Source organism: Martelella mangrovi, from assembly GCF_040545495.1.
In the GTDB taxonomy this organism is placed as follows: Bacteria; Pseudomonadota; Alphaproteobacteria; order Rhizobiales; family Rhizobiaceae; genus Martelella; species Martelella mangrovi.
This window is the reverse complement of the sequence record NZ_JBEPLY010000003.1, coordinates 74,418-98,505: the sequence shown is the minus strand read 5'-3', so window position 1 is coordinate 98,505 and position 24,088 is coordinate 74,418. Positions and strand designations below refer to the sequence as shown.

Here is a 24,088-nt window from a genome sequence, read left to right as displayed (position 1 = left end):
ATTCATTGAACTTCGACCGCACACTTCAATCTTCAAAAGTAGGGACAGGTTTTGCCCCGTCCCTACCTCAATCAAAAGTGCCTGTCGCGCGTCGATTACTCGACGATAGCGGCCACGATGCCGGCGCCGACGGTGCGGCCGCCTTCGCGGATAGCGAAACGCAGCTTTTCTTCCATCGCGATCGGAACGATCAGCTCGACGTCAACCGTAACATTGTCGCCCGGCATGACCATTTCCGTGCCTTCCGGCAGCGTGACAACACCGGTCACGTCCGTCGTACGGAAGTAGAACTGCGGACGGTAGTTCGTGAAGAACGGCGTGTGACGGCCACCTTCATCCTTCGTCAGGATGTAGGCTTCTGCCTTGAACTTCGTGTGCGGCGTAACCGAGCCGGGCTTGCAGAGAATCTGGCCACGCTCAACCTGGTCGCGCTGAACACCACGGATCAGTGCGCCGATGTTGTCGCCGGCTTCGCCCTGGTCGAGCAGCTTGCGGAACATTTCAACGCCGGTAACCGTCGTCTTCTGCGTGTCCTTGATGCCGACGATCTCGACTTCCTCGCCAACCTTGACGATGCCGCGCTCAACACGACCGGTCACAACCGTACCACGGCCGGAGATCGAGAAAACGTCTTCGATCGGCATCAGGAACGGCTGGTCAACCGGACGCTCGGGCGTCGGGACGTAGTCGTCAACAGCAGCCATCAGCGAACGGATCGCGTCTTCGCCGATAGCCTTGTCGCCATCTTCCAGAGCAACCAGAGCCGAACCCTTGATGATCGGGATTTCGTCGCCGGGGAACTCGTAGCTATCCAGCAGCTCGCGAACTTCCATTTCAACGAGCTCGAGAAGCTCTTCGTCGTCGACCTGGTCAACCTTGTTGAGGAAGACAACGATGGCCGGAACGCCAACCTGACGGGCAAGCAGGATGTGCTCGCGGGTCTGCGGCATCGGGCCGTCGGCGGCCGAGCACACCAGGATCGCGCCGTCCATCTGGGCAGCACCGGTGATCATGTTCTTCACATAGTCGGCGTGGCCGGGGCAGTCGACGTGCGCGTAGTGGCGCTTTTCCGTCTCATACTCGACGTGTGCCGTCGAGATGGTGATGCCGCGGGCGCGTTCTTCCGGCGCTGCGTCGATCTGGTCATACGCCTTGAAGTCACCAAAGAACTTCGTGATCGCAGCCGTCAGTGTCGTCTTGCCGTGGTCAACGTGACCAATCGTGCCGATGTTGACGTGCGGTTTGCTCCGCTCAAACTTTGCCTTTGCCATTTTAGGCTCCTATTTTTTTCAGACCCCGCGACGGGGTTATCTCATTTATGCGTTACGGGTGTATCCCGGTTACTTCGAACCGGAATACTTCGCCTGAATTTCCTGTGCGACATTCGACGGCACGGGTGCGTTGTGATCAAAGACCATCGAATACTGGGCACGGCCCTGCGACATCGAGCGCAGCGTATCGACGTATTTGAACATGTTGGCCAGCGGCACCTGAGCGTCGATAACCGTCGCATTGCCGCGCGGCTCCTGGCCCTGGATCTGGCCACGGCGGGAGTTCAGATCGCCGATGACGTCGCCAACATAATCTTCCGGCGTCACAACCTCGACCTTCATGACCGGTTCGAGGAGCTGGGCACCGGCCTTGCGGGCAGCTTCACGGAAGCAGGCGCGCGAGGCGATTTCAAAGGCGAGAACCGAGGAGTCGACATCGTGGTAGGCACCGTCGATGAGGGTGGCCTTGATGCCGAGCATCGGGAAGCCGGCCAGCGGACCGGACGACAGAACGCTTTCGATACCCTTCTGAACACCGGGAATGTATTCCTTCGGAACAGAACCGCCGACGATCTTGGATTCGAAGACGAAATCTTCGCCATCCGGGTTGGGTTCGAAGATGATCTTGACCCGGGCGAACTGACCCGAACCACCCGACTGCTTCTTGTGGGTGTAATCTTCTTCGTGTGCCTGGGTGATGGTTTCGCGGTAGGCAACCTGCGGCGCACCGACGTTGGCCTCAACCTTGAACTCACGCTTCATGCGGTCGACGAGAATGTCGAGGTGAAGCTCACCCATGCCGGCGATGATCGTCTGGCCGCTTTCCTCATCGGAGAAAACGCGGAAGGACGGGTCTTCGGCAGCAAGACGGTTGAGAGCAATACCCATCTTTTCCTGGTCGGCCTTGGTCTTCGGCTCGATGGCGATCCGGATAACCGGCTCGGGGAATTCCATCCGTTCAAGAATAACAGGCTTCAGCGGATCGCAGAGCGTGTCACCCGTGGTGGTTTCCTTCAGGCCGGCCAGTGCAACGATGTCACCGGCGTAAGCAACCTCGATGTCCGAACGCGAGTTCGAGTGCATCTGAAGCATACGACCGACGCGTTCGCGCTTTTCCTTGACCGTGTTCATCACCGACGAACCCTTTTCGATCGTGCCCGAATAGACACGGCAGAACGTCAGCGAACCGACGAAGGGGTCGTTCATGATCTTGAACGCCAGCATGGAAAGCGGCTCGTTGTCATCGGCATGACGCGCGATGTCGGCCTCGGTCTTGACGTCGATACCCTTGATGGATTCGATGTCGATCGGCGACGGCAGGAAGTCTACAACAGCGTCGAGCAGCGGCTGAACGCCCTTGTTCTTAAAGGCCGAACCGCACAGCATCGGGTAGAACTGAACGCCGATGGTACCCTTGCGGATAAGCTCGCGGATCTTGTCGTTGGAGGGCATTTCGCCTTCCAGATAGGCTTCCATCGCAGCTTCATCGACTTCGACGATCGTTTCGATCATCGTTTCGCGCCACTCTTCGGCCTTTTCCTTCATGTCGGCAGGAATATCGGTGATATCCCACTGAGCGCCGAGGTGCTCACCGTCCCAGACAAGCGCCTTCATCTCGATCAGGTCGATCACGCCGGCAAAGTCGTTTTCAGCGCCGATCGGCAGCTGGATGACAACCGGGATCGCACCGAGACGGGACTTGACCATTTCAACCGAGCGATAGAAGTCGGCGCCGATCTTGTCCATCTTGTTGCAGAAGATCATCCGCGGAACGTTGTACTTGTCAGCCTGACGCCAGACGGTTTCCGTCTGCGGCTCAACGCCTGCATTGGCGTCGAGAAGGGCAACAGCACCGTCGAGCACGCGGAGCGAACGCTCAACTTCGATGGTGAAGTCAACGTGTCCGGGGGTGTCGATGATGTTGAAGCGACGCTTCTTGCCGTCACGGCCCTCCCAGAAGGTCGTGGTCGCAGCGGACGTGATCGTGATACCACGTTCCTGCTCCTGCTCCATCCAGTCCATCGTGGCTGCGCCGTCGTGAACTTCACCGATCTTGTGCGATTTGCCGGTGTAGAAGAGGATGCGCTCGGTCGTCGTGGTCTTGCCAGCGTCGATGTGCGCCATGATACCGAAATTACGGTAATCTTCGATTTTATATTCGCGAGCCATGATGTTAGGCCTTCCCTCGTATCTGTATTACCAGCGGTAATGGGAGAATGCGCGGTTGGCGTCGGCCATCTTGTGCGTGTCTTCACGCTTCTTGACAGCAGAACCGCGGTTGCTCGCAGCGTCCATGAGCTCGCCGGACAGGCGCTCGATCATGGTGGTTTCGTTACGCTTGCGGGCAGCAGCGATCAACCAGCGGATCGCGAGAGCCTGACGGCGCTCGGGACGGACGTCGACCGGAACCTGGTAGGTTGCACCACCAACACGGCGGGAACGAACCTCAACATGCGGCGCAACGTTTTCGAGCGCCTGATGAAAGACCTCGATCGGGTCCTGCTTCATCTTGCCCTCGACCGCGTCGAGCGCACCATAGACGATCGATTCGGCGACCGACTTCTTGCCATGAAGCATGATGGCATTCATGAACTTGCTGATCACCAGATCACCGAACTTGGGATCCGGATTGATCTCACGCTTTTCTGCACTATGGCGTCGTGACATACTTTTGTCTCTCAACAGTTGCGGCACTTAAAACGCGGAGAACCTCGCGCAGCGCCAGAAAAATGAAAACCGAATTACTTCGGACGCTTCGCACCGTACTTCGAACGACGCTGCTTACGATTCTTGACGCCCTGGGTATCCAGAACACCACGGATGATGTGGTAACGAACACCCGGCAAGTCCTTCACGCGGCCGCCGCGGATCATGACGACGGAGTGCTCCTGAAGGTTATGACCTTCACCCGGAATGTAGCCGATGACTTCAAAGCCATTGGTCAGACGAATCTTGGCAACCTTACGCAGAGCCGAGTTCGGCTTCTTCGGCGTCGTGGTGTAGACGCGGGTGCAAACGCCGCGCTTCTGCGGGTTCTGTTCCAGCGCGGGAACCTTGTTCCGCTTGACCTGAGGCTGGCGCGGCTTGCGGATCAGTTGGTTTACGGTAGGCATATACCCATCCCTTTAGAATTTCGTGTCTCGTCGCCCTTATGGGGCATTTCAATTCAATGCCGTCACCGGCGAACAAAAGCACATTCAGCGCCTATATGCGCACAAGCACGGCCCGACCCGCCTTCCCGGCAGATGGACCTTAAAGCAGAGGACACAGGCGCCTTGCCGCGTCATGCGTGCAGCATTTGATCTTCAACGTGCTGTATGAGAACCTAGTCTGAGGTGAACTCCGGGACATTAGGCTTCCCGAACGGCCATGCCTCACATGGGTTCTGTTGGCGCCGACATACTCATTTCGGTTAACGCCGTCAAGTCCACAGCCCCGAAATTGTTGAATCTCGGGGCTTGCCGGCATGGCTTTTCGGCCGGACCCGCCGCTTCAGGCAATTTTGACGCATTTCAAGCCGGGTCAGACGCAATATTATGTCGTCCGACCGTGCCGCCGCCGAAAAGCACGATCTGTGTATTAATACCGATTCTCCCCAGAAACACCGGATCGTGGCTGATGACAAGCAGCGCGCCGTCATAGGCATTGAGTCCCGCCTCCAGCGTCGCCAGGCTTTCCAGATCGAGATTGTTGGTCGGCTCGTCGAGGACAAGAAGCTGCGCCGGGCGGCTGCCGCCGATGGCAGCGGCAAGGCCGGCCCTCAGCAATTCGCCGCCGCTCAGATCCGCGACCCGCTTCAGCGCGTCATCGGCGCGGAAGCGAAACCGCGCCAGCGCCGCCCTGCAGGCATTCTCGTCATCATCCGGGTTGATGCGTCTGAAATTGTCGCGAACGCTTTCCGCGCCATCAAGAAGCGAGACCGTCTGGTCGAGCAACGCAAACGGCACCGCGATCTCCGCCGTTCCGGCAATCGGCTCAAGCCGGCCTGTCAGGGTGCACACAAGCGTCGATTTGCCGGCGCCATTCCTCCCTTCAATCGCCACGCGCTCGGGCCCGATCATTTCGAAGGAAAGATCGCGGAAGAGCGGCGCGTCGACATCATAGCCGCCGGCAAGGCGGTCGGCTCTGAGCACCCGGCGCCCGGCAGCGCAGCCCGAGGGCGGCAGCGTGATCGAAAACGGCGCGATCACCTCAAGATGCGACCGTGCCTCTGCCAACGCCTCGGTCGCCTTTTCGGCCTCCCGGTCTTTCAGCGCCTTTTGCCGGGCTTCTGTCGCCTCGGCCTGAGACTTCATGCCATCGAGCACCATTTTCGGCATATCGCGGCGCTTGCGCACTTTGCGACCCTTGGCATCGGAGCGGGCCTTGCGCTCGGCCCGCTGGCGCGCGGCAGCGGAAGCCTGCCGCACCTCCCGCTCCGCTTCGCCGAGGCGCTTTTCGCGATTTGCCAGCTCAGCCGCCTTTTCCCGTTCATAGAAGCTGAAATTGCCGCCATAGCGCGTCATGCCCAGACTGGTGAGCTCGACGATTTCCGTCATCGCCTCCAGCAACTCCCGGTCATGGCTGACGACGAGCGCGCCGCCACGCCAGCAGTGGAGGAAATCCAGGAGATAGCTACGCCCGGCGGCATCGAGATTATTGGTCGGCTCGTCGAGCAGGATAAAGTCCGGCGCATCATAAATGAGAGCCGCAAGCCGCGCGCGTGTCAGTTCGCCGCCGGAAAGCAGCGAAAGCGGGGTCGTCAGCGGATAGGCGATATCAAACCGGGATAAAGCCGTGGCAGCCTTTTCTTCGGCGAGCCAGTCGATCCGGTCCATGGTCTCGACGCTTGCCCTGCCCTGGCTTGCCGCCTCGATCATCTCCAGCATGGCGCGGATCGCGAAGCAGTCGGCAAGCGTCTCTCCCGCTTTCGGGGAAACCGTCTGATCGAAGAGCGCCAGCCGGCCAGCAACCGAAACCGCTCCGGAGGTCGGCGTGATCCGGCCGGCGATCAGCTTCAGCAGCGTCGTCTTGCCGACGCCATTGCGCCCGACAAGCCCGGTCAGCCCCGGTCCGAAGACAGCATCGATATTGTCGAAAATGAAGTGCCCGTCAGCGGTGGTGAAGGACAGGCCGGAAAGTGTGATGGTGGCGTGCATAAAAAGAGTTCTCCCGTAAAGCCAGTGCGTTTGCTGTCTTCAGGTGAGAAATCATTTTGCGATACACTCCGGTTGGTTTGCTTTCCGAACATGAGAGATAACGCCAGCGCCGGGCTTTTTCAAGGCAAGGCGTGACGCGAAAAAGCGCGTTATCCGGCATCACGCCAGCAAGGGTTCGCCGTGCGATGCGCCGCCAAGCGTGAACTGACCGAAATTCGGAAAGGACGATGAAGCGCTGTTTCCGTCATGCGGCAGCGGGTCGCTGATATTCATTTCGCTCTGGAACAGCGCCCAGCGATCCGTTGAAAGCACCTGCTGTGTACCGGACCATCCTGTGGAGCCGGCAAGCCAGATCAGTTCGGCATGGCCGGCATCCTGCATCGCCGTGCAGACCGTACCCGAACCATAGACCCCGACCCGGAACAGCCCCTTGAGCGCAGCGGCGACGGCGGCGAAATAGGGCGCGATCCGGTTGAGATCGCTCTGCTGATAATAGTCATAATCCACGGAGAAATAGATCGCCGAGCCATGAGGCTGGCCAAGTGTTTTTGCCAGCGCCAGCGCCTGGGCGGCATCGCTCTTTCCCGCAGTGGCATCGAGATCGCCGATCTGTCCGCCAGCGCCGCCATCCTGCTCGAAGATCACCGCGAGCGAAAGTCCGGCCGCATCAAGCGCCGCGGCTTCGCTGCCGCCAAGCTGCTTTTCAGGCAGGCTTTCGGAATTTTCATGATTATAGTAACGGATGACGGTCTCGACACCGCCGCTTTTCAGCTGAGAGATATATGAAGTCGTATCCCAAGGTGTATCAATGATCTTGTGCATGGGTCACCGTCCCTACCGGACTCATAAACGCAACTTATAATATACTAAATAACGACAATCGCAACCAAAGTTAAAACCCAACAGTTGCATCGCAACACAGTCCTGGCGCAGGCTGTCGGCCTGAAGAGCGCTCTTTCCCTGCAGAACGGCTTGTCGGCGCGGCCGCTATATGAGAGGGACGGAACAAACGAAAGGATCAGTCATGATTGCCATTCCCGGCTATACCAGCGACGGCGAGCGCATGGTCTTCATCATCACCGGCAAGGTTTATCACGAATGGAACGGCGATGCCGAGGTTCACGTGATCATCGCCGCCCCCGACGAGGACACCGCCGTGCGCAACACGCTGAACGCGCTGGCCAATGAAGGCTATTCGGAAGCCGACCTCGACCAGATCGGCATGATCACCGAAATCCCCGACGAAGAACCGCATGCCTCGGCCTACCAGACGGCACTGGAAGGCGAAGTCGCGATCATCAAGCTCGGCGGATAGACTGACCGCCTCCAGACGGCTTCCGGAAACGCTGCATGCTGCCGGTATCGCATCCGTCCTGAATTTCACGCCAGGCGCGTGATCTTGCTTGCTTTATCGCCAAGCTTTGCCCAAACTTCCCTGCAAAAGAACAGGGGAACATGAAAGGACGTTTTCGGCGCAGGCGGGAAATGTCTTTCACGGCCGGCAAGGACGCAGATGTCAATCAAAGCAGCGATTTATCACCTTACCCATTATAAATACGACAATCCCGTCAATCTCGGACCGCAGATCATCAGGCTGAAGCCGGCGGCTCATTCCAAGACAAAAGTCATCTCGCATTCGCTGAAGGTCACGCCGGAGAACCACTTCGTCAATCTTCAGCAGGACCCCTACGGCAATTACCAGGCCCGTTTCGTGTTTCCCGAGCCGGTCACCGAGTTCAAGATCGAGGTCGATCTGGTCGCCGACATGACGGTCTACAATCCCTTCGACTTCTTCGTCGAGGAGCAGGCGACCAAATATCCGTTCGACTATGACGAGGCGATCCGCGAGGATCTGTCGATCTATCTGAAGCCGGAACCGATGGGCCCGCGGCTGAAGGCGTTCATGGACAAGCTCGACCTTTCGCCCGGCCAGGGCACGGTCGACATGATTGTCGGCATCAATGCCCGCCTGCAGCATGACGTCAATTACATCATCCGCATGGAGCCGGGCGTGCAGACGCCGGAGGAAACGCTGGAGCGCGCTTCCGGCTCGTGTCGCGACAGCGCCTGGCTGCTGGTGCAGGTGCTGCGCAATATGGGTCTTGCCGCCCGGTTCGTCTCCGGCTATCTGATCCAGCTTGAGCCGGACCTGAAGGCGCTCGACGGCCCGTCGGGCACCGATCACGATTTCACCGACCTCCACGCCTGGACGGAAGTTTTCCTGCCGGGCGCGGGCTGGATCGGCCTTGACCCCACCTCCGGCCTGCTGACCGGCGAAAGCCACATTCCGCTGGCGGCAACCCCGCATTACCGCAATGCCGCGCCGATCACCGGCGGTTATTCCGGCAAGGCGGAAACCAGCTTCGATTTCGACATGTCGATCACCCGCGTGGCCGAACACCCGCGCATCACCAAGCCGTTTTCCGACGAAAGCTGGGAGGCCCTCAATACGCTCGGCGACAAGGTCGACAGGCTGATCGAGGAAACCGACATGCGGCTGACCATGGGCGGCGAGCCGACCTTCGTTTCCATCGACGATTTCGAGGCCGACGAATGGAACACCGGCGCTGTCGGCCCCACCAAGCGCGGCCTTGCCGATAACCTGATCCGCCGTCTGCGCGAACGCTTCGCGCCGGGCGGCTTCCTGCATTACGGCCAGGGCAAGTGGTATCCGGGCGAAAGCCTGCCGCGATGGACGTTTTCACTCTACTGGCGCAAGGATGAACTGCCGGTCTGGAACAATCAGGACCTGATCGCCGAGGAACATACCGACACATCCGCCGATGAAAACGATGCCGGCGCGCTGATGCAGGCGATTGCCGCGGAGCTGGATATCGATCCCGATCACGTCGCGCCCGCCTTTGAAGACCCCGCCGAATGGCTGCTCCGCGAGGGCAACCTGCCCGAAAATGTCGACCCGTCGAACCCGAAGCTGAAAAACGCCGAGGACCGCGCCCGCATCACCCGCGTGTTCGAACGCGGCCTGACGAAACCGGCCGGCTATATTCTCCCGGTTCAGGCCTGGCAGGGCCGGGCATCGGGCGTCAGATGGGTATCGGAGAAATGGAAAACCCGGCGCGGCCGCATCTTCCTCATTCCCGGCGACAGCCCCGTTGGTTTCCGCCTGCCGCTCGATTCACTCGCCTGGATACCGGAATCGCAATATCCCTTCATCAATCCGCGCGATCCGTCGGTCAGACGCGATCCCCTGCCCGATTACCGGATCGACGAGGGACGCCCGCTGCCGGAAACCCAGTTCACGCCGTTTGAGGAAAACCCGCAGACACCGCAGCGCATGCCCGGGCCGGCCATTGGCGGCGCCGTGCGCACCGCGCTTTCGGTGGAGCCCCGCGACGGACGGCTTTGCGTCTTCATGCCGCCGCTCGAAACGCTGGAGGAATATCTCGACCTGATCGCCTCCACCGAGCGCGCTGCGGAAAAACTGGGGCTTCCGGTTCATATCGAAGGCTACGCACCGCCGGACGACGAGCGGCTGAATGTTATTCGGGTCGCGCCCGATCCCGGCGTCATTGAGGTCAATGTCCACCCCGCCTCCAACTGGCGGGAATGCGTGGAAACCACCACCACGCTTTACGAAGAGGCCCGCCAGACCCGGCTCGGCGCAGACAAGTTCCTGATCGATGGTCGCCATACCGGCACCGGCGGCGGCAATCATGTGGTGGTCGGCGGCGCCAACCCCGGCAACAGCCCGTTCCTGCGGCGGCCGGACCTTTTGAAAAGCGTGGTGCTCCACTGGCAGCGCCACCCCTCGCTGTCCTATCTGTTTTCCGGCCTGTTCATCGGCCCGACCAGCCAGGCGCCGCGCATCGATGAAGCACGCCATGACGGGCTCTACGAGCTGGAAACGGCGATTTCGCAGATCCCGCATCCGCAATCGGGCTTTGCCCCGCCGCTGCCCTGGGTCACCGACCGGCTGTTCCGCAATCTGCTGATCGATGTCACCGGCAACACCCACCGGGCCGAAATCTGCATCGACAAGCTGTTTTCGCCCGACGGGCCGACCGGCCGGCTCGGCCTTGTCGAATTCCGCGGCTTCGAAATGCCGCCGAACGCCCGCATGAGCCTTGCCCAGCAATTGCTGGTGCGTGCGCTTCTGGCGCGGTTCTGGAAAAACCCGGTCGAGGGCAAGTTCATCCGCTGGGGCACGGCGCTGGCCGACCGGTTCATGCTGCCGCATTATGTCTGGCAGGATTTTATGGGCGTGCTGCAGGACCTGAAGGAAAACGGGCTGGAATTCCGGCCGGAATGGTTCGAAGCGCAGTTGCAGTTCCGCTTCCCCTTCTTCGGCGAGGTCGAATATGAAGGCAACCGGCTGGAATTGCGTCAGGCGCTCGAACCCTGGCATGTGATGGGCGAACACGGCGCCATCGGCGGCACGGTGCGCTATGTCGATTCCTCCGTCGAGCGGCTTCAAGTGCTTCTGGAAAGCAATGCGCCGGAGCGCTATATCGTCACCTGCAACGGCCGCAAGGTGCCGCTCAAGCCGACGGAAAAATCCGGCATCTCGGTCGCCGGCGTGCGCTTCAAGGCGTGGCAGCCGGCAGCCGGCCTGCATCCGCTGCTACCGGTCAATTCGCCCCTGACATTTGACATTTACGACACATGGTCTGCAAGATCGGTGGGCGGCTGCATCTACCATGTTGCGCATCCCGGCGGGCGGAATTATGAAACCTTCCCGGTCAACAGCAATGAGGCGGAAGCACGACGTCTGGCGCGATTCGAGCCGTCAGGGCACACCGCCGGGCACTATGCCGCCTTTGATGACGCGCCGAATGCGGAATTTCCGCTGACGCTCGACCTGAGGCGGCCGGCCGGGCTTTAGAATTTCGGCGGCGGGCGGCAAGAAAAACCGCCCGCATCCACTAGAACGACGACTGAGAGGGGACACCTGCCCGCATTTCGTGTGAACAGGCTCTCTTGTGATGCGGGCGGCAGGAAGCGCTGCAGATGGCAGAACCGAAGGCGGACACTTCCGCCGAAAAGCATATGGCTGACGAGGACCACGAGGCGGAACCCGCCATCGCCTGGAATGCCCGGGACTATGTGCCCCTGTCCGACGTGCCCGACGAGATGGTCGACGCCGAGGGCAAGGTGCGGCCTGTGTGGCAGCCCTTCGTCAATGCGCTTTCGGGCATGACTGCCGGCGAACTGTCCGAACGCTTTGCCCGCGCCGACCGCTATCTGCGCGACGCCGGCGTGTTCTACCGCGCCTATGACGGACAGGATGACACCCGCGCCTGGCCGTTCTCCCATATCCCGGTGATCATCGACGACAATGAATGGCAGGAGCTTGCCGACGGCCTGAAGCAGCGCGCCGACCTGCTCGAGGCGATGATGGCGGATTTCTACGGTGAAAACCGGCTCGTTTCCGAAGGCTTCATCCCGCCCGCCCTTGTTGCCTCCAACAGCGAGTTTCTGCGCCCGCTTGTCGGCATCGATCCGCCCGGCGGCCATTATCTCCACTTCGTCTCCTTCGAAGTCGGGCGCGGGCCGGACGGCAAATGGTGGGTTCTGGCAGACCGTGCCCAGGCCCCTTCCGGCGCAGGGTTTGCGCTGGAAAACCGGGTTGCCGCCTCGCGCGCCTTTTCCGGCATTTACGGCGACATGCATGTGCGCCGCGTTGCGACCTTCTTCGGCGCGTTCCGCGATGCGCTGCAGGGCGACCCCGCCGGCAATGAGGGCCGTATCGGCGTGCTGACGCCGGGGCCGGCCAACGAGACCTATTACGAACACGCCTATATCGCCCGCTATCTCGGCATCTCGCTTCTGGAAGGCGAGGACCTGATCGTGGTCAACGACCGGGTGATGGTGCGCACGGTGGCCGGTCCCATGCCCGTCAGCGTGCTGTGGCGGCGTCTGGACGCCAGCTTTACCGATCCGCTGGAGCTCAACCAGAATTCGCGCATCGGCACGCCGGGTCTCGTCGGCGCCATTCGCGCGGGCAACCTCACCATGGTCAACGCGCTCGGCTCCGGCATGGTGGAGACCCGCGCTTTTCTGGCCTTCCTGCCAGCGCTTTCCCGCCATCTCCTGAATGAGGATCTGAAGATCCCGTCAATTGCCACATGGTGGTGCGGACAGGAAAACGAACGCCATCATGTGGCCGAAAACCTCGACCAGATGCTGATCGGCCCGGCCTATTCGCGCATGCCGTTCTTCGACGATTCCGGGCAGTCCTTTACCGGTGAGCGGCTGCGTGAACGCAGACCCGGCGCGGTTGCCCGCTGGCTTGACAAGCGCGGTCCCTGGCTTGTGGGACAGGAAGCCGTCAAGCTTTCCACCGCACCCGCCTTTGTCGACGGCAAGCTGACGCCGCATCCCTTCTCGTTGCGCGTTTTCGCCGCGCGCACCCGCGATGGCTGGAAGCTGATGCCGGGCGGTTTCGCGCGCATCGGCTCTTCGGACGATGTTGCGGCCATCGCCATGCAATCCGGCGGGCGGGCGGCCGATGTCTGGGTTGTCAGCCAGACGCCTGTGGGCAAGCCGACGCTTTTGACGCGCGAAAGCCGCGTCCCGCGCAACAAGCCGTCGAACCTGCCCAGCCGGGCGGCCGACAACCTGTTCTGGCTTGGCCGCTATATCGAGCGCGCGGAAGGCAATCTGCGCATCCTGCGCGCCTGGCACGGGCGCTTTGCCGAGGTGGACGATCGCGGACAGGCGCTGCTGACGCGGGTGGAAGCCTATCTCGACCAGATCGGGCTCGATCTTTCCGAAGCCGCCCTGCCCCCGAGCCTGCTGCGCGATATCGACAGCGCCGTCTATTCCGCCGGCAATATCCGCGACCGCTTCTCACCCGATGGCTGGCTGGCGCTGAACGATCTTTCCAAGACGGCACGGCGTTTCGTCGACCGTGTCAATCCGGGTGATGATGCGGCCCATGCCGTGACCGTGCTGTTGCGCAAGCTGGCGGGCTTTGCCGGTCTGGTGCACGAAAACATGTACCGCTCCACCGGCTGGCGGTTCCTGTCCATCGGCCGCTATCTGGAACGCGGCCTGCACATGACCCGGCTTTTGGGCGAGCTTGCGGGTGAGGATGCCCCCGACGGCGCGCTCGATATGCTGCTCGAGATCAGCGACAATGTGATGACTCACCGCCGTCACTACAATGTCTATACCGACCCGCTGACGATCACCGACCTTCTGGCGCTCGATCCGCAGAACCCGCGTTCGGTGCTGTTCCAGCTCGACCAGATTCTGGCAGAGGTCAAGAAACTGCCCGACCAGGCATACCCTGCCTCCATGTCGCCGCTGCATCGTGAAACCATGCGGGTACAGTCCGGCCTTGCGGTGATGACCGCCGATTCCGTTTCCAGCGATTACTACGCAGCGCTGGAGCGCGATTTCGAAACGCTGTCCGACTGTCTGGCGCAAAGTTATCTGTGAGGGATGATGCTCTACGACCTCTCCCTCAAGATGGAATATCACTATGACACGCCGGCCTCCTATGCGCGTCATATCAGCCGCGTCATGCCGCTTTCGATCGGCGGACGCCAGCGGCTGATCGCCGGCCATGTCAAGTTTGATCCTGGGCCTGACGAGGAACGCGGTTTCACCGATTTCTTCGGTCACCCCGCAATCGCCACGCTGGTCAACCCGCCGCATCAGCGCTTTGCGATCATGATGAAGGCCCGCGTCAATGTCGAAACGCCGCGCACCATGCTCGGCTTCGCGACCACGCTTTCCGAACTGAAACGCGAATATGGCGGTGTGCTCGATCTGGACCGCGATTCACCGCACCACTTCCTCGGCCCGAGCCCGCGCATCCCGCCCGACCGCATCATCGGCGCCTATGGCCGTGAGATGGCTTCGCCCGACGACAGCGTCTACGCTATCGCAAAGGCCGTTTGCACCCGGATTTTCGAGGATTTCGCCTATGACGGCGAAGCGACAACCGTCGACAGCACGCCCGCGGAAGCCTTCGCAATGCGCCGTGGCGTTTGCCAGGATTTTTCCCATGTCATGATTTCGGCGCTCCGGATGATCGGCATTCCGGCCGGTTATGTCAGCGGGTATCTGCGCACCATCCCCCCGCCGGGCAAGCCGCGTCTTGAAGGCGCCGACGCCATGCACGCCTGGGTGCGTGTCTGGTGTGGCCGCGCCACCGGCTGGGTGGAATTCGATCCGACCAACAACATGGAAGCCGGCGCCGATCATATCGTCGTCGGTTACGGGCGCGATTATGCCGATGTCGCCCCGGTTTTAGGCGTGATGAAAACCTATGGCGAACATCAGGCAACCCAGGCCGTCGACGTGATCCCGGTTCAGGGAACCCCGGCCGTATCCTGATATCACCGTCGACTGCTGCCCCGGGGGCTTTCGCCCCTGCGGCAGACAGCAAGCGCACCCGGCCGATTTGCGGCTGCGGCAGGAGCGCGTGCCCTGCCCCCGTCCCGCCTCATCCGCATTGCCATTTTCCTGCCCGTTTGTCGGCGTTCTGACTGAATGCGGCCGAAGCCTCGGCGAGAAATTCGCGCGCCGGCGCATCGGTTTGTTGCAAGTGCGTCATATCAGTGCATAAATTACGAGAAAGAATAAGAGTATACCGGTCACTCCTTTTCGGGGAGATCGTTTTCAGGCGCCGCATATTTCAAGATTTCCAGCCATTATTTGACGGAAAAACCAATGAGCAAATTGACCAATCCCGATCTGCCCCTGCCGACGCCCCGCTCCCTCGACGTCGATGGACTGGCTGCCGATATTCTCGAAAAGCTGACATATCAGGTCGGAAAGGACACCATTGTCGCCAAGCCGCATGACTGGCTGCGCGCCGTCATTCTGGCGATCCGCGACCGGATCACCGACAAATGGATGGAATCGACCCGCAAGACCTATGAAGCAGGCTCGAAACGGGTCTACTACCTCTCGCTGGAATTCCTGATCGGCCGGCTGCTGCGCGATGCAATCTCCAACCTCGAAATGATCGAAGCCATCAATCAGGCGCTCGCCAAATTCGATGTCGATCTGGCTGAACTTGCAGGCCTCGAGCCCGATGCCGCCCTCGGCAATGGCGGACTTGGACGGCTGGCAGCCTGTTTCATGGAATCGATGGCAACCGTCGACGTGCCGGCCTATGGCTACGGCATTCGTTACGTGAACGGCCTGTTCCGTCAGGAAATCGCCGATGGCTGGCAGGTCGAGCTGCCGGAAAACTGGCTGGCGCACGGCAACCCCTGGGAATTTCATCGCCGCGAAAGCACCTATGAAATTAATTTCGGCGGCAAGGTCGACATTATCGAGGAAGTCGGCAAGGAGCCGCGCTATGTCTGGAAACCGGCCGAACGCATGATCGCCGAGGCCTACGACACCCCGGTCGTCGGCTGGCGCGCCAAGCGCGTCAACACGCTCAGACTGTGGTCGGCCGATCCGATCGACCCGATCCTGCTCGACAAGTTCAATGCCGGCGACCATATCGGCGCGCTTCAGGAAAGCACCAAGGCCGAGACGCTGACCCGCGTTCTCTACCCGGCCGATGCCAACCCGGCCGGTCAGGAACTGCGCCTCAGACAGGAATATTTCTTCTCCTCGGCCTCTCTGCAGGACATTCTGCGCCGGCATATGCAGCAGTTCGACGATATCCGGCTTTTGCCGGAAAAGGCCGCCATCCACCTCAACGATACCCATCCGGCCATCGCCATCGTCGAGATGATGCGCCTTCTGGTCGACATCTACAATGTCGAGTTCGATGAAGCGTGGGAGCTGACCACCGGCACATTTGCCTATACCAACCACACGCTTCTGCCCGAGGCGCTGGAAACCTGGCCCGTGCCGCTGTTCGAGCGCCTGTTCCCGCGCCACATGCAGCTGATCTACGCCATCAATGCCAAGATCCTGCTGAAGGCCCGCAAGGAAGCCGATGCCAGTGACGACGCCATCCGCCAGATTTCGCTGATTGACGAGGGCGGCGAGCGGCGCGTGCGCATGGGCAATATCGCCTTCCTCGGCTCGCACTCGATCAACGGCGTGTCGGCGCTTCACACCGAACTGATGAAGGAAACGGTGTTCTACAACCTCCACCGCCTTCATCCCGACCGGATCAACAACAAGACCAACGGCATTACCCCGCGCCGCTGGCTGAAGGAATGCAACCCCGGACTGACCGGCATTATCCGCGAAGCCATCGGCGACGAATTCCTCGATGACGCGGAAAAACTGCAGGCGCTCAACGATCTGGCCGAAGATTCCGCCTTTCAGGAGAAGTTCCTCGCCGTCAAGCGGGAGAACAAGGTGCGGCTTGCCAACCTCATCGGCGAGCGGATGGGCACCCGCATCGATCCGTCGGCGATGTTCGACATCCAGATCAAGCGCATCCATGAATACAAGCGCCAGCTTCTCAATATCATCGAGGCGGTGGCGCTTTACGACCAGATCCGTTCCCACCCGGAAATGGACTGGGTGCCGCGCGTCAAACTGTTCGCCGGCAAGGCGGCGCCGAGCTATCACAATGCCAAGCTGATCATCAAACTCGCCAATGATGTCGCCCGCGTCATCAACAATGACCCGGCGGTGCGCGGCCTTTTGAAGATCGTGTTCATTCCCAACTACAACGTCTCGCTGGCCGAGGTGATGATCCCGGCGGCCGACCTCTCGGAGCAGATCTCCACGGCCGGCATGGAGGCGTCGGGCACCGGCAACATGAAATTCGCCATCAACGGCGCGCTGACCATCGGCACGCTCGATGGCGCCAATGTCGAGATGCGCGACTGGGTCGGCGCCGAGAACATGGTAATTTTCGGCATGACGGCCGAAGATGTTGATCAGGCCCGGGCGCAGGGACACAATCCCCGCGAGATCATCGAGGGATCGAAGGAGCTTTCCCAGGCGCTTTCCGCCATTTCGTCGGGCGTGTTCTCGCATGACGATCCCGGCCGCTATGTCGATCTCATCGGCGGGCTTTATGACCACGACTGGTTCATGGTCGCCGCCGATTTCGATGCCTATGCCGCCGCCCAGCGCGAAGTGGATGCGATCTGGAACGATCCGACCGCGTGGAACGTTAAGGCGATAAGGAATACTGCCCGTATGGGGTGGTTCTCGTCCGACAGGACGATCAGGGAGTATGCACACGACATCTGGAGTGCTTTATGAAAAAGCCGGAATCAGACGATCCGGAACAGGCGCGGGGCATTGCCCCGTCGCGGGAGGAAATTGACAGTATTCTGAATGCAACGCACGGAGATGCCTTCTCCGTGCTGGGTATCCAGGACATCGGCGGAAAGCACGTTGCCCGGTGCTTTCTGCCCGGGGCGGAAACCGTTACGGTCTTCGACCTCGAAGGCAAGCCGCTCGGAAAGCTGGAATGTCTCGATGAAGCCGGGTTCTTCGCCGGCAGCATCGATGTGACCGGCTTTGTGCCTGTCCGCTATCATGCAACCCGCGGCGCAGCCGAATGGACGGTCACCGATCCCTACAGTTTCTGGCCGGTTCTGGGGCCGATGGACGATTACTACGTCCGCGAAGGCTCGCATTTGAGGCTTTTCGACAAGCTCGGCGGCCATCAGATAACCCATCAGGGTGTGAAGGGGTTTCATTTCGCGGTCTGGGCGCCGAATGCCCGCCGGGTCTCGGTTGTCGGGTCCTTCAACGGCTGGGATGGTCGCCGCCACATGATGCGCTTTCGCCGCGATTCCGGCGTCTGGGAAATCTTTGCCCCCGATGTCGAGCCGGGCCAGCCCTACAAATTCGAAATCATCGGCGCCGATGGCAATCTCCTGCCGCTGAAGGCCGATCCGTTTGCCCGCCGCAGCGAGCTTCGCCCGCAAACCGCCTCGCTGACGGCAAGCGAGCTCGAACAGGAATGGGATGACGACGCCCACCGCGAACACTGGGCAAGCACCGACAGGCGACGCGAACCGATATCAATCTACGAGGTGCATGCCGGTTCCTGGCAGCGCCATGACGACGGCTCCTTCCTCTCCTGGGACGAACTGGCCGACCGCCTGATCCCCTACTGCTCGGACATGGGCTTCACCCATATCGAGTTCCTGCCGGTCTCAGAATATCCCTACGACCCGTCCTGGGGCTACCAGACGACCGGCCTTTACGCGCCGACCGCGCGGTTTGGCGAACCCGAAGGCTTCGCCCGCTTCGTCAACGGCTGCCACAAGGTCGGCATCGGCGTCATTCTCGACTGGGTGCCGGCGCATTTTCCGACCGACGAGCACGGCCTCAGGCAGTTCGATGGCACCGCCCTTTACGAACACGCCGATCCGCGCCAGGGGTTTCACCCGGACTGGAACACCGCGATCTACAATTTCGGCCGTACCGAGGTCGCATCCTACCTTCTGAACAACGCGCTCTACTGGGGCGAGAAGTTCCATGTCGATGGGCTTCGTGTCGATGCCGTTGCCTCGATGCTGTATCTCGACTATTCGCGCAAACACGGCGAATGGGTGCCGAACGAATATGGCGGCAATGAAAATCTCGGCGCCGTGCGGTTCATTCAGGACACCAACAAGGCGGTCTACGGCAATCATCCCGAAATGATGACGATTGCCGAGGAATCGACCGCATGGCCCAAGGTCTCGCAGCCGGTGCACGAGGGCGGCCTCGGTTTCGGCTTCAAGTGGAACATGGGCTTCATGCACGACACGCTCAGCTATTTCGCGCGTGAGCCGATCTACCGCAAGCACCACCATCAGGAAATCACCTTCGGCCTGCTCTACGCCTTTGCCGAAAACTACGTGCTGCCGCTCTCCCATGACGAGGTCGTGCATGGCAAGGGCTCGCTGATTGCCAAGATGGCCGGTGACGACTGGCAGAAGTTCGCCAATCTGCGCGCCTATTACGCGTTCATGTGGGGGTATCCCGGCAAGAAGCTCCTGTTCATGGGCCAGGAATTCGCCCAGTGGAGCGAATGGAGCGAGGCACGCGGGCTCGACTGGAACCTGCTCAGCTACCCGACCCACGAGGGCATGCGCCGGCTGGTGCGCGACCTGAACTTCACCTACCGCGCCAAACCGGCGCTGCATGCCCGCGATTGCGAACCGGAAGGTTTCGAGTGGGCCATTGTCGACGATCAGGACAACTCGGTCTTCGCCTGGCAACGCAAGGCGCCGGGGGAAAAACCGGTCATCGTGATCTGCAATTTCACGCCGATCCCGCGCGAGGATTATCATGTCCCGCTGCCGAAGGCCGGTGTCTGGCGGGAAATCCTGAATACCGACGCCGAAATCTACGGCGGCAGCGGCAAGGGCAATGGCGGGCGTGTGCGTGCCGAAGTTCACGGCCATGGCGGGATCTCCGCCACGCTGCTTTTACCACCACTTGCAACCATTATGCTGGAACCGGAAGACTGAGAGGGAGGGAAGGATGAATTCGCGGATTGGACACCCCCTTGCGCGTGATGCCATGGCCTATGTGCTGGCCGGCGGACGCGGAAGCCGACTGAAGGAGCTGACGGATACGCGCGCCAAGCCCGCGGTCTATTTCGGCGGCAAGACACGCATTATCGATTTCGCGCTGTCCAATGCACTCAATTCCGGTATCCGGCGCATCGGCGTTGCCACGCAGTACAAGGCGCATTCGCTGATCCGTCACCTGCATCAGGGCTGGAACTTCTTCCGGCCCGAGCGAAACGAAAGTTTCGACGTGCTGCCCGCCTCCCAGCGCGTTTCGGAAACGCAGTGGTATGAAGGCACCGCCGACGCGGTTTACCAGAACATCGACATCATCGATTCCTATGGCCCGGAATACATGATCATCCTGGCCGGCGATCACATCTACAAGATGGACTACGAGGCGATGCTCCAGCAGCACGTCAACGAGGGCGCGGATATCACCATCGGCTGCCTCGAAGTGCCCGTGGAAGAGGCCAAGGGCTTCGGCGTGATGCATGTGGATGCCACCGACCGGATCGTCGATTTCGTCGAAAAACCGGCCAATCCGCCGGGCATTCCGGGAAATGAAACCATGGCGCTTGCCTCGATGGGCATCTACGTCTTCAACACCAAATTCCTGTTCGAATGCCTCTACCGCGATGCCGCCGATCCGACCTCCAGCCGTGATTTCGGCAAGGATATTGTTCCCTACATCGTCAAGAACGGCAAGGCGCTGGCCCATCGCTTTTCCAAGAGCTGCGTACGCTCAAGCTACGAAAAGGAAGCCTACTGGCGCGATGTCGGCACGATCGATGCCTACTGGCAGGCCAATATCGACCTCACCGCCGTGGTTCCCGAACTCGACATCTACGACAAGTCCTGGCCTGTCTGGTCCTATTCGGAAGTGACGCCGCCGGCGAAATTCGTTCATGACGATGAAAACCGCCGCGGTTCGGCGATCTCCTCGGTGGTTTCGGGCGACTGCATCATTTCCGGTTCGCAGCTTTACAAGAGCCTGCTGTTTACCGGCGTGCGCGCCAATTCCTATTCCCGCCTCGAAGGCGCCGTCATTCTGCCCCATGTCCATATCGGCCGTCACGCACGGCTGAAAAACGTGGTCATCGATCACGGCGTTCACATCCCCGAAGGCCTTGTCGTCGGCGAGGAACCCGAAATCGATGCCCGTCGTTTCCGCCGTTCGGACAACGGCATCTGCCTGATTACACAGTCGATGATCGACAAACTGGATATCTGATACATGAAAGTCCTCTCCGTTACGTCGGAAATCTACCCCCTGATCAAGACGGGAGGTCTTGCCGATGTCGCAGGCGCGCTGCCGCTTGCCCTTGCCGGCCTCGGCATTGAAACCCGCACCATGATTCCGGGCTATCCGGCCGTCATGAAGGCCATTGGCGATCAGGCCGAAAAGGTTCATGATTTCGGCGACCTTTTCGGTGAACGCGCCACGCTCCTTGCAGCCGAATATCAGGGGCTCGACCTGCTGGTCCTCGATATTCCGGCACTTTTCGGCCGTCTCGGCAATCCCTACAATGCTGCCACCGGCGAAGGCTATTCCGACAACTGGCGGCGCTTCGGCGCGCTTTCGAAAGCAGCAGCGGAAGTCGCTGCCGGGGTGATGCCGGGATGGGAGCCCGACCTTGTCCACTGCCACGACTGGCAGGCGGCGATGACGCCGGTCTATATGCGCTATTCCGAAGTTCCGGAAAAACCGTCGATCCTGACCATCCACAATATCGCGTTCCAGGGCAATTTCGGCCCGGATATCTTTCCCTGGCTCGGCCTGCCGGCCCATGCCATGTCGGTCGACGGCGTCGAATATTACGGCAATGTCGGCTTTCTGAAAGGCGGGCTGCAGACGGCCTGGGCGGTGACCACCGTCAGCCCGACCTATGCCCGTGAGATACAGACCCCGCAATACGGCATGGGCCTTGAAGGCCTGATCTCCGCGCGCGCGCATACGGTGCACGGCATCGTCAACGGCATTGATACCGATGTCTGGAACCCGACGACCGACCAGACGCTTGTCAGCCGCTACACGCCGAGCAGGCTCAGGCTGCGGCAGCCCAATCGGCAGGTGCTCAGCGAACGCTTCGGACTGGATGATGATGATTCCCCGATCTTCTGCGTGGTCTCGCGCCTGACCTGGCAGAAGGGCATGGACCTTCTGGCCGAAGCCATCGGCCCGCTTGTGGCCATGGGCGGCAAGCTTGCGGTGCTGGGCACCGGCGAACATCAGCTGGAAGAAACCTTCCGCAACGCGGTCAGGCTCTATCCCGGCCGTGTGGGCACCATTATCGGCTATGACGAAACCCTGTCGCATATCCAGCAGGCCGGCGCCGATGTCATCGTCATTCCCTCCCGTTTCGAGCCCTGCGGCCTGACCCAGCTTTACGGCCTGCGCTATGGCTGCGTGCCGCTGGTTGCCCGCACCGGCGGACTGGCCGATACGGTGATCGACGCCAATCCCGCCGCGCTCGATGTGAAGGTTGCCACCGGCATCCAGTTTTCGCCGGTCGAGACGTGGTCGCTCATCCATGCGCTGCGCCGCACCATCAACCTGTTCGAGGACAAGAAAACCTGGATGCATATGCAAAAACAGGGCATGAAAAGCGATGTGTCCTGGAAATCCAGCGCAAAACTCTATGTTGATCTTTATTCCAGTCTTAAAATGATGGCTCCCAAATCATGACCAAAACGATTTCCACCAAACCGTTTGACGGCCAGAAGCCCGGAACCTCCGGCCTGCGCAAGAAAGTGCCGGTATTCAGCCAGCCGCATTATGCCGAAAACTTCATCCAGTCGGTGTTCGACAGCCTTGAGGATTACAAGGGCAAGACGCTGGTGATCGGCGGTGACGGCCGTTACCTCAACCGCGAAGTGATCCAGACGGCAATCAAGATGGCGGCCGCCAACGGTTTCGGCAAGGTGATGGTCGGCCAGGGCGGCATTCTCTCGACGCCTGCCGCCTCCAACATGATCCGCAAATACCAGGCCTTCGGCGGCATCATCCTGTCGGCCAGCCACAATCCGGGCGGCCCGGACGAGGATTTCGGGATCAAGTACAACACCGCCAATGGCGGCCCCGCGCCCGAGCGCATCACCGATGCGATCTATGAGCGCACCAAGCTGATCGACCGCTACCGCATTTCCGAAGCCGACGACGTGCCGCTCGATGAAATCGGCAGCTATCATGTCGATGACATGGAGGTCGAGGTTTTCGACCCGGTCACCGATTATGCGGCCCTGATGGAAGAGCTTTTCGATTTCGAGGCGATCCGCTCCACTATTGCCGGCGGCTTTCGCATCGCCTTTGATGCCATGAGCGCGGTAACGGGCCCCTATGCCCGGGAGATCCTTGAAAACCGGCTCGGCGCGCCTGAAGGTTCGGTGCGCAATTTTGTGCCGCTTGAGGATTTCGGCGGACATCATCCCGACCCGAACCTCGTCCATGCCAAGGCGCTCTATGACGAAGTGATGAGCGAAGACGGCCCCGATTTCGGGGCGGCGTCGGATGGCGATGGCGACCGCAACATGGTTGTCGGCAAGGGCATTTTCATCACCCCGTCCGACAGTCTTGCGATCCTGGCGGCGAATGCGCATCTGGCGCCTGCCTACAAGGTTGGCCTTGCCGGAATTGCGCGCTCGATGCCAACCAGCCAGGCCGCTGACCGGGTTGCCGAAAAGCTCGGCATCGGCGCCTATGAAACGCCGACCGGCTGGAAGTTCTTCGGCAATCTGCTCGATGCCGGCAAGGCGACGCTTTGCGGCGAGGAAAGTTTTGGCACCGGCTCGAACCATGTACGTGAAAAAGACGGGTTGTGGGCCGTTCTGCTGTGGCTCAACATTCTGGCCGTGCGCGGCGAAAGCGCGTTCGACATCGTCAAGAAGCACTGGGCCGAATACGGCCGCAACTATTATTCCCGCCACGATTACGAGGGCATCGAAACCGATGCGGCCAACGGCCTGATGGGTGCGCTGCGCGACAAGCTTTCCACCCTGCCCGGCACCACGTTCGGCGATCTGACCGTGAAGGAGGCCGACGACTTTGCCTATCACGACCCGGTCGATGGCTCCGTCAGCAAGAACCAGGGCGTGCGCATCATGTTCGAAACCGGTTCGCGCGTGGTCTTCCGGCTTTCGGGCACCGGCACCTCGGGCGCCACGCTGCGCGTCTATCTGGAACATTTCGAGCCGGACCCGGCCCGCCACGAGGACGATACACAGGAGACGCTTGCCACGCTGATCGCCTATGCCGAGCATATCGCCGGCATCAGGGAACGCACCGGCCGCGATGCTCCGACCGTGATCACCTGAGCCCGGC

At 60.7% G+C, this 24,088-nt stretch carries 15 protein-coding genes; 9 read left to right on the top strand and 6 right to left on the bottom strand.

The window, feature by feature from the left end; translation table 11 throughout:
* Positions 1 to 95: 95 nt before the first annotated feature.
* The 6 genes from tuf to ABID12_RS04985 form a co-directional block, all read right to left on the bottom strand.
* A complete protein-coding gene (tuf, locus tag ABID12_RS05010; RefSeq protein WP_354433365.1) occupies positions 96 to 1,271 on the bottom strand; it encodes an elongation factor Tu in 1,176 nt (391 codons plus the stop codon).
* Between the two features lie 69 nt (positions 1,272 to 1,340).
* Complete coding sequence (gene fusA / locus ABID12_RS05005; protein WP_354433364.1) at positions 1,341 to 3,440, bottom strand: elongation factor G; 2,100 nt, start codon at positions 3,438 to 3,440, stop codon at positions 1,341 to 1,343.
* Between the two features lie 27 nt (positions 3,441 to 3,467).
* Positions 3,468 to 3,938 carry a 30S ribosomal protein S7 gene (rpsG, locus tag ABID12_RS05000; RefSeq protein ID WP_106310313.1) on the bottom strand — a complete coding sequence of 157 codons (471 nt, stop codon included), beginning with the start codon at positions 3,936 to 3,938 and terminating at the stop codon, positions 3,468 to 3,470.
* Between the two features lie 74 nt (positions 3,939 to 4,012).
* On the bottom strand, positions 4,013 to 4,384 hold the full coding sequence (rpsL, locus tag ABID12_RS04995) for a 30S ribosomal protein S12 (RefSeq protein WP_018065617.1): 372 nt from the start codon (positions 4,382 to 4,384) through the stop codon (positions 4,013 to 4,015).
* 399 nt (positions 4,385 to 4,783) lie between these two features.
* Positions 4,784 to 6,409 carry an ABC-F family ATP-binding cassette domain-containing protein gene (locus ABID12_RS04990; protein ID WP_354433363.1) on the bottom strand — a complete coding sequence of 542 codons (1,626 nt, stop codon included), beginning with the start codon at positions 6,407 to 6,409 and terminating at the stop codon, positions 4,784 to 4,786.
* Positions 6,410 to 6,568: 159 nt separating this feature from the next.
* Complete coding sequence (locus ABID12_RS04985) at positions 6,569 to 7,231, bottom strand: glycoside hydrolase domain-containing protein (RefSeq protein ID WP_354433362.1); 663 nt, start codon at positions 7,229 to 7,231, stop codon at positions 6,569 to 6,571.
* Between the two features lie 202 nt (positions 7,232 to 7,433).
* Between ABID12_RS04985 and ABID12_RS04980 the strand changes: the two genes are divergently transcribed.
* The 9 genes from ABID12_RS04980 (at position 7,434) to ABID12_RS04940 (ending at position 24,081) form a co-directional block, all read left to right on the top strand.
* A complete protein-coding gene (locus ABID12_RS04980) occupies positions 7,434 to 7,724 on the top strand; it encodes a transcriptional regulator (protein ID WP_354433361.1) in 291 nt (96 codons plus the stop codon).
* A 198-nt stretch (positions 7,725 to 7,922) separates the two neighbouring features.
* On the top strand, positions 7,923 to 11,252 hold the full coding sequence (locus tag ABID12_RS04975) for a transglutaminase family protein (protein WP_354433360.1): 3,330 nt from the start codon (positions 7,923 to 7,925) through the stop codon (positions 11,250 to 11,252).
* 164 nt (positions 11,253 to 11,416) lie between these two features.
* Complete coding sequence (locus tag ABID12_RS04970) at positions 11,417 to 13,813, top strand: circularly permuted type 2 ATP-grasp protein (protein ID WP_354433598.1); 2,397 nt, start codon at positions 11,417 to 11,419, stop codon at positions 13,811 to 13,813.
* Between the two features lie 6 nt (positions 13,814 to 13,819).
* Positions 13,820 to 14,716: a transglutaminase family protein gene (locus ABID12_RS04965; protein WP_354433597.1), complete on the top strand. Its 897-nt coding sequence runs from the start codon at positions 13,820 to 13,822 to the stop codon at positions 14,714 to 14,716.
* Between the two features lie 336 nt (positions 14,717 to 15,052).
* A complete protein-coding gene (locus tag ABID12_RS04960) occupies positions 15,053 to 17,515 on the top strand; it encodes a glycogen/starch/alpha-glucan phosphorylase (RefSeq protein WP_354433359.1) in 2,463 nt (820 codons plus the stop codon).
* Complete coding sequence (gene glgB, locus ABID12_RS04955) at positions 17,512 to 19,725, top strand: 1,4-alpha-glucan branching protein GlgB (RefSeq protein ID WP_354433358.1); 2,214 nt, start codon at positions 17,512 to 17,514, stop codon at positions 19,723 to 19,725. The genes ABID12_RS04960 and glgB overlap by 4 nt, the downstream gene beginning before the upstream one ends.
* 13 nt (positions 19,726 to 19,738) lie before the next feature.
* A complete protein-coding gene (glgC, locus tag ABID12_RS04950) occupies positions 19,739 to 21,001 on the top strand; it encodes a glucose-1-phosphate adenylyltransferase (protein ID WP_106310289.1) in 1,263 nt (420 codons plus the stop codon).
* 3 nt (positions 21,002 to 21,004) lie between these two features.
* The gene (glgA, locus tag ABID12_RS04945; RefSeq protein WP_354433357.1) at positions 21,005 to 22,456 is read left to right on the top strand and encodes a glycogen synthase GlgA; all 1,452 of its coding nucleotides are present in this window, start codon (positions 21,005 to 21,007) and stop codon (positions 22,454 to 22,456) included.
* Positions 22,453 to 24,081, top strand: coding sequence for an alpha-D-glucose phosphate-specific phosphoglucomutase (locus tag ABID12_RS04940; protein ID WP_354433356.1), 1,629 nt, complete (start codon positions 22,453 to 22,455; stop codon positions 24,079 to 24,081). The genes glgA and ABID12_RS04940 overlap by 4 nt, the downstream gene beginning before the upstream one ends.
* The last annotated feature ends 7 nt before the right edge of the window (positions 24,082 to 24,088 follow it).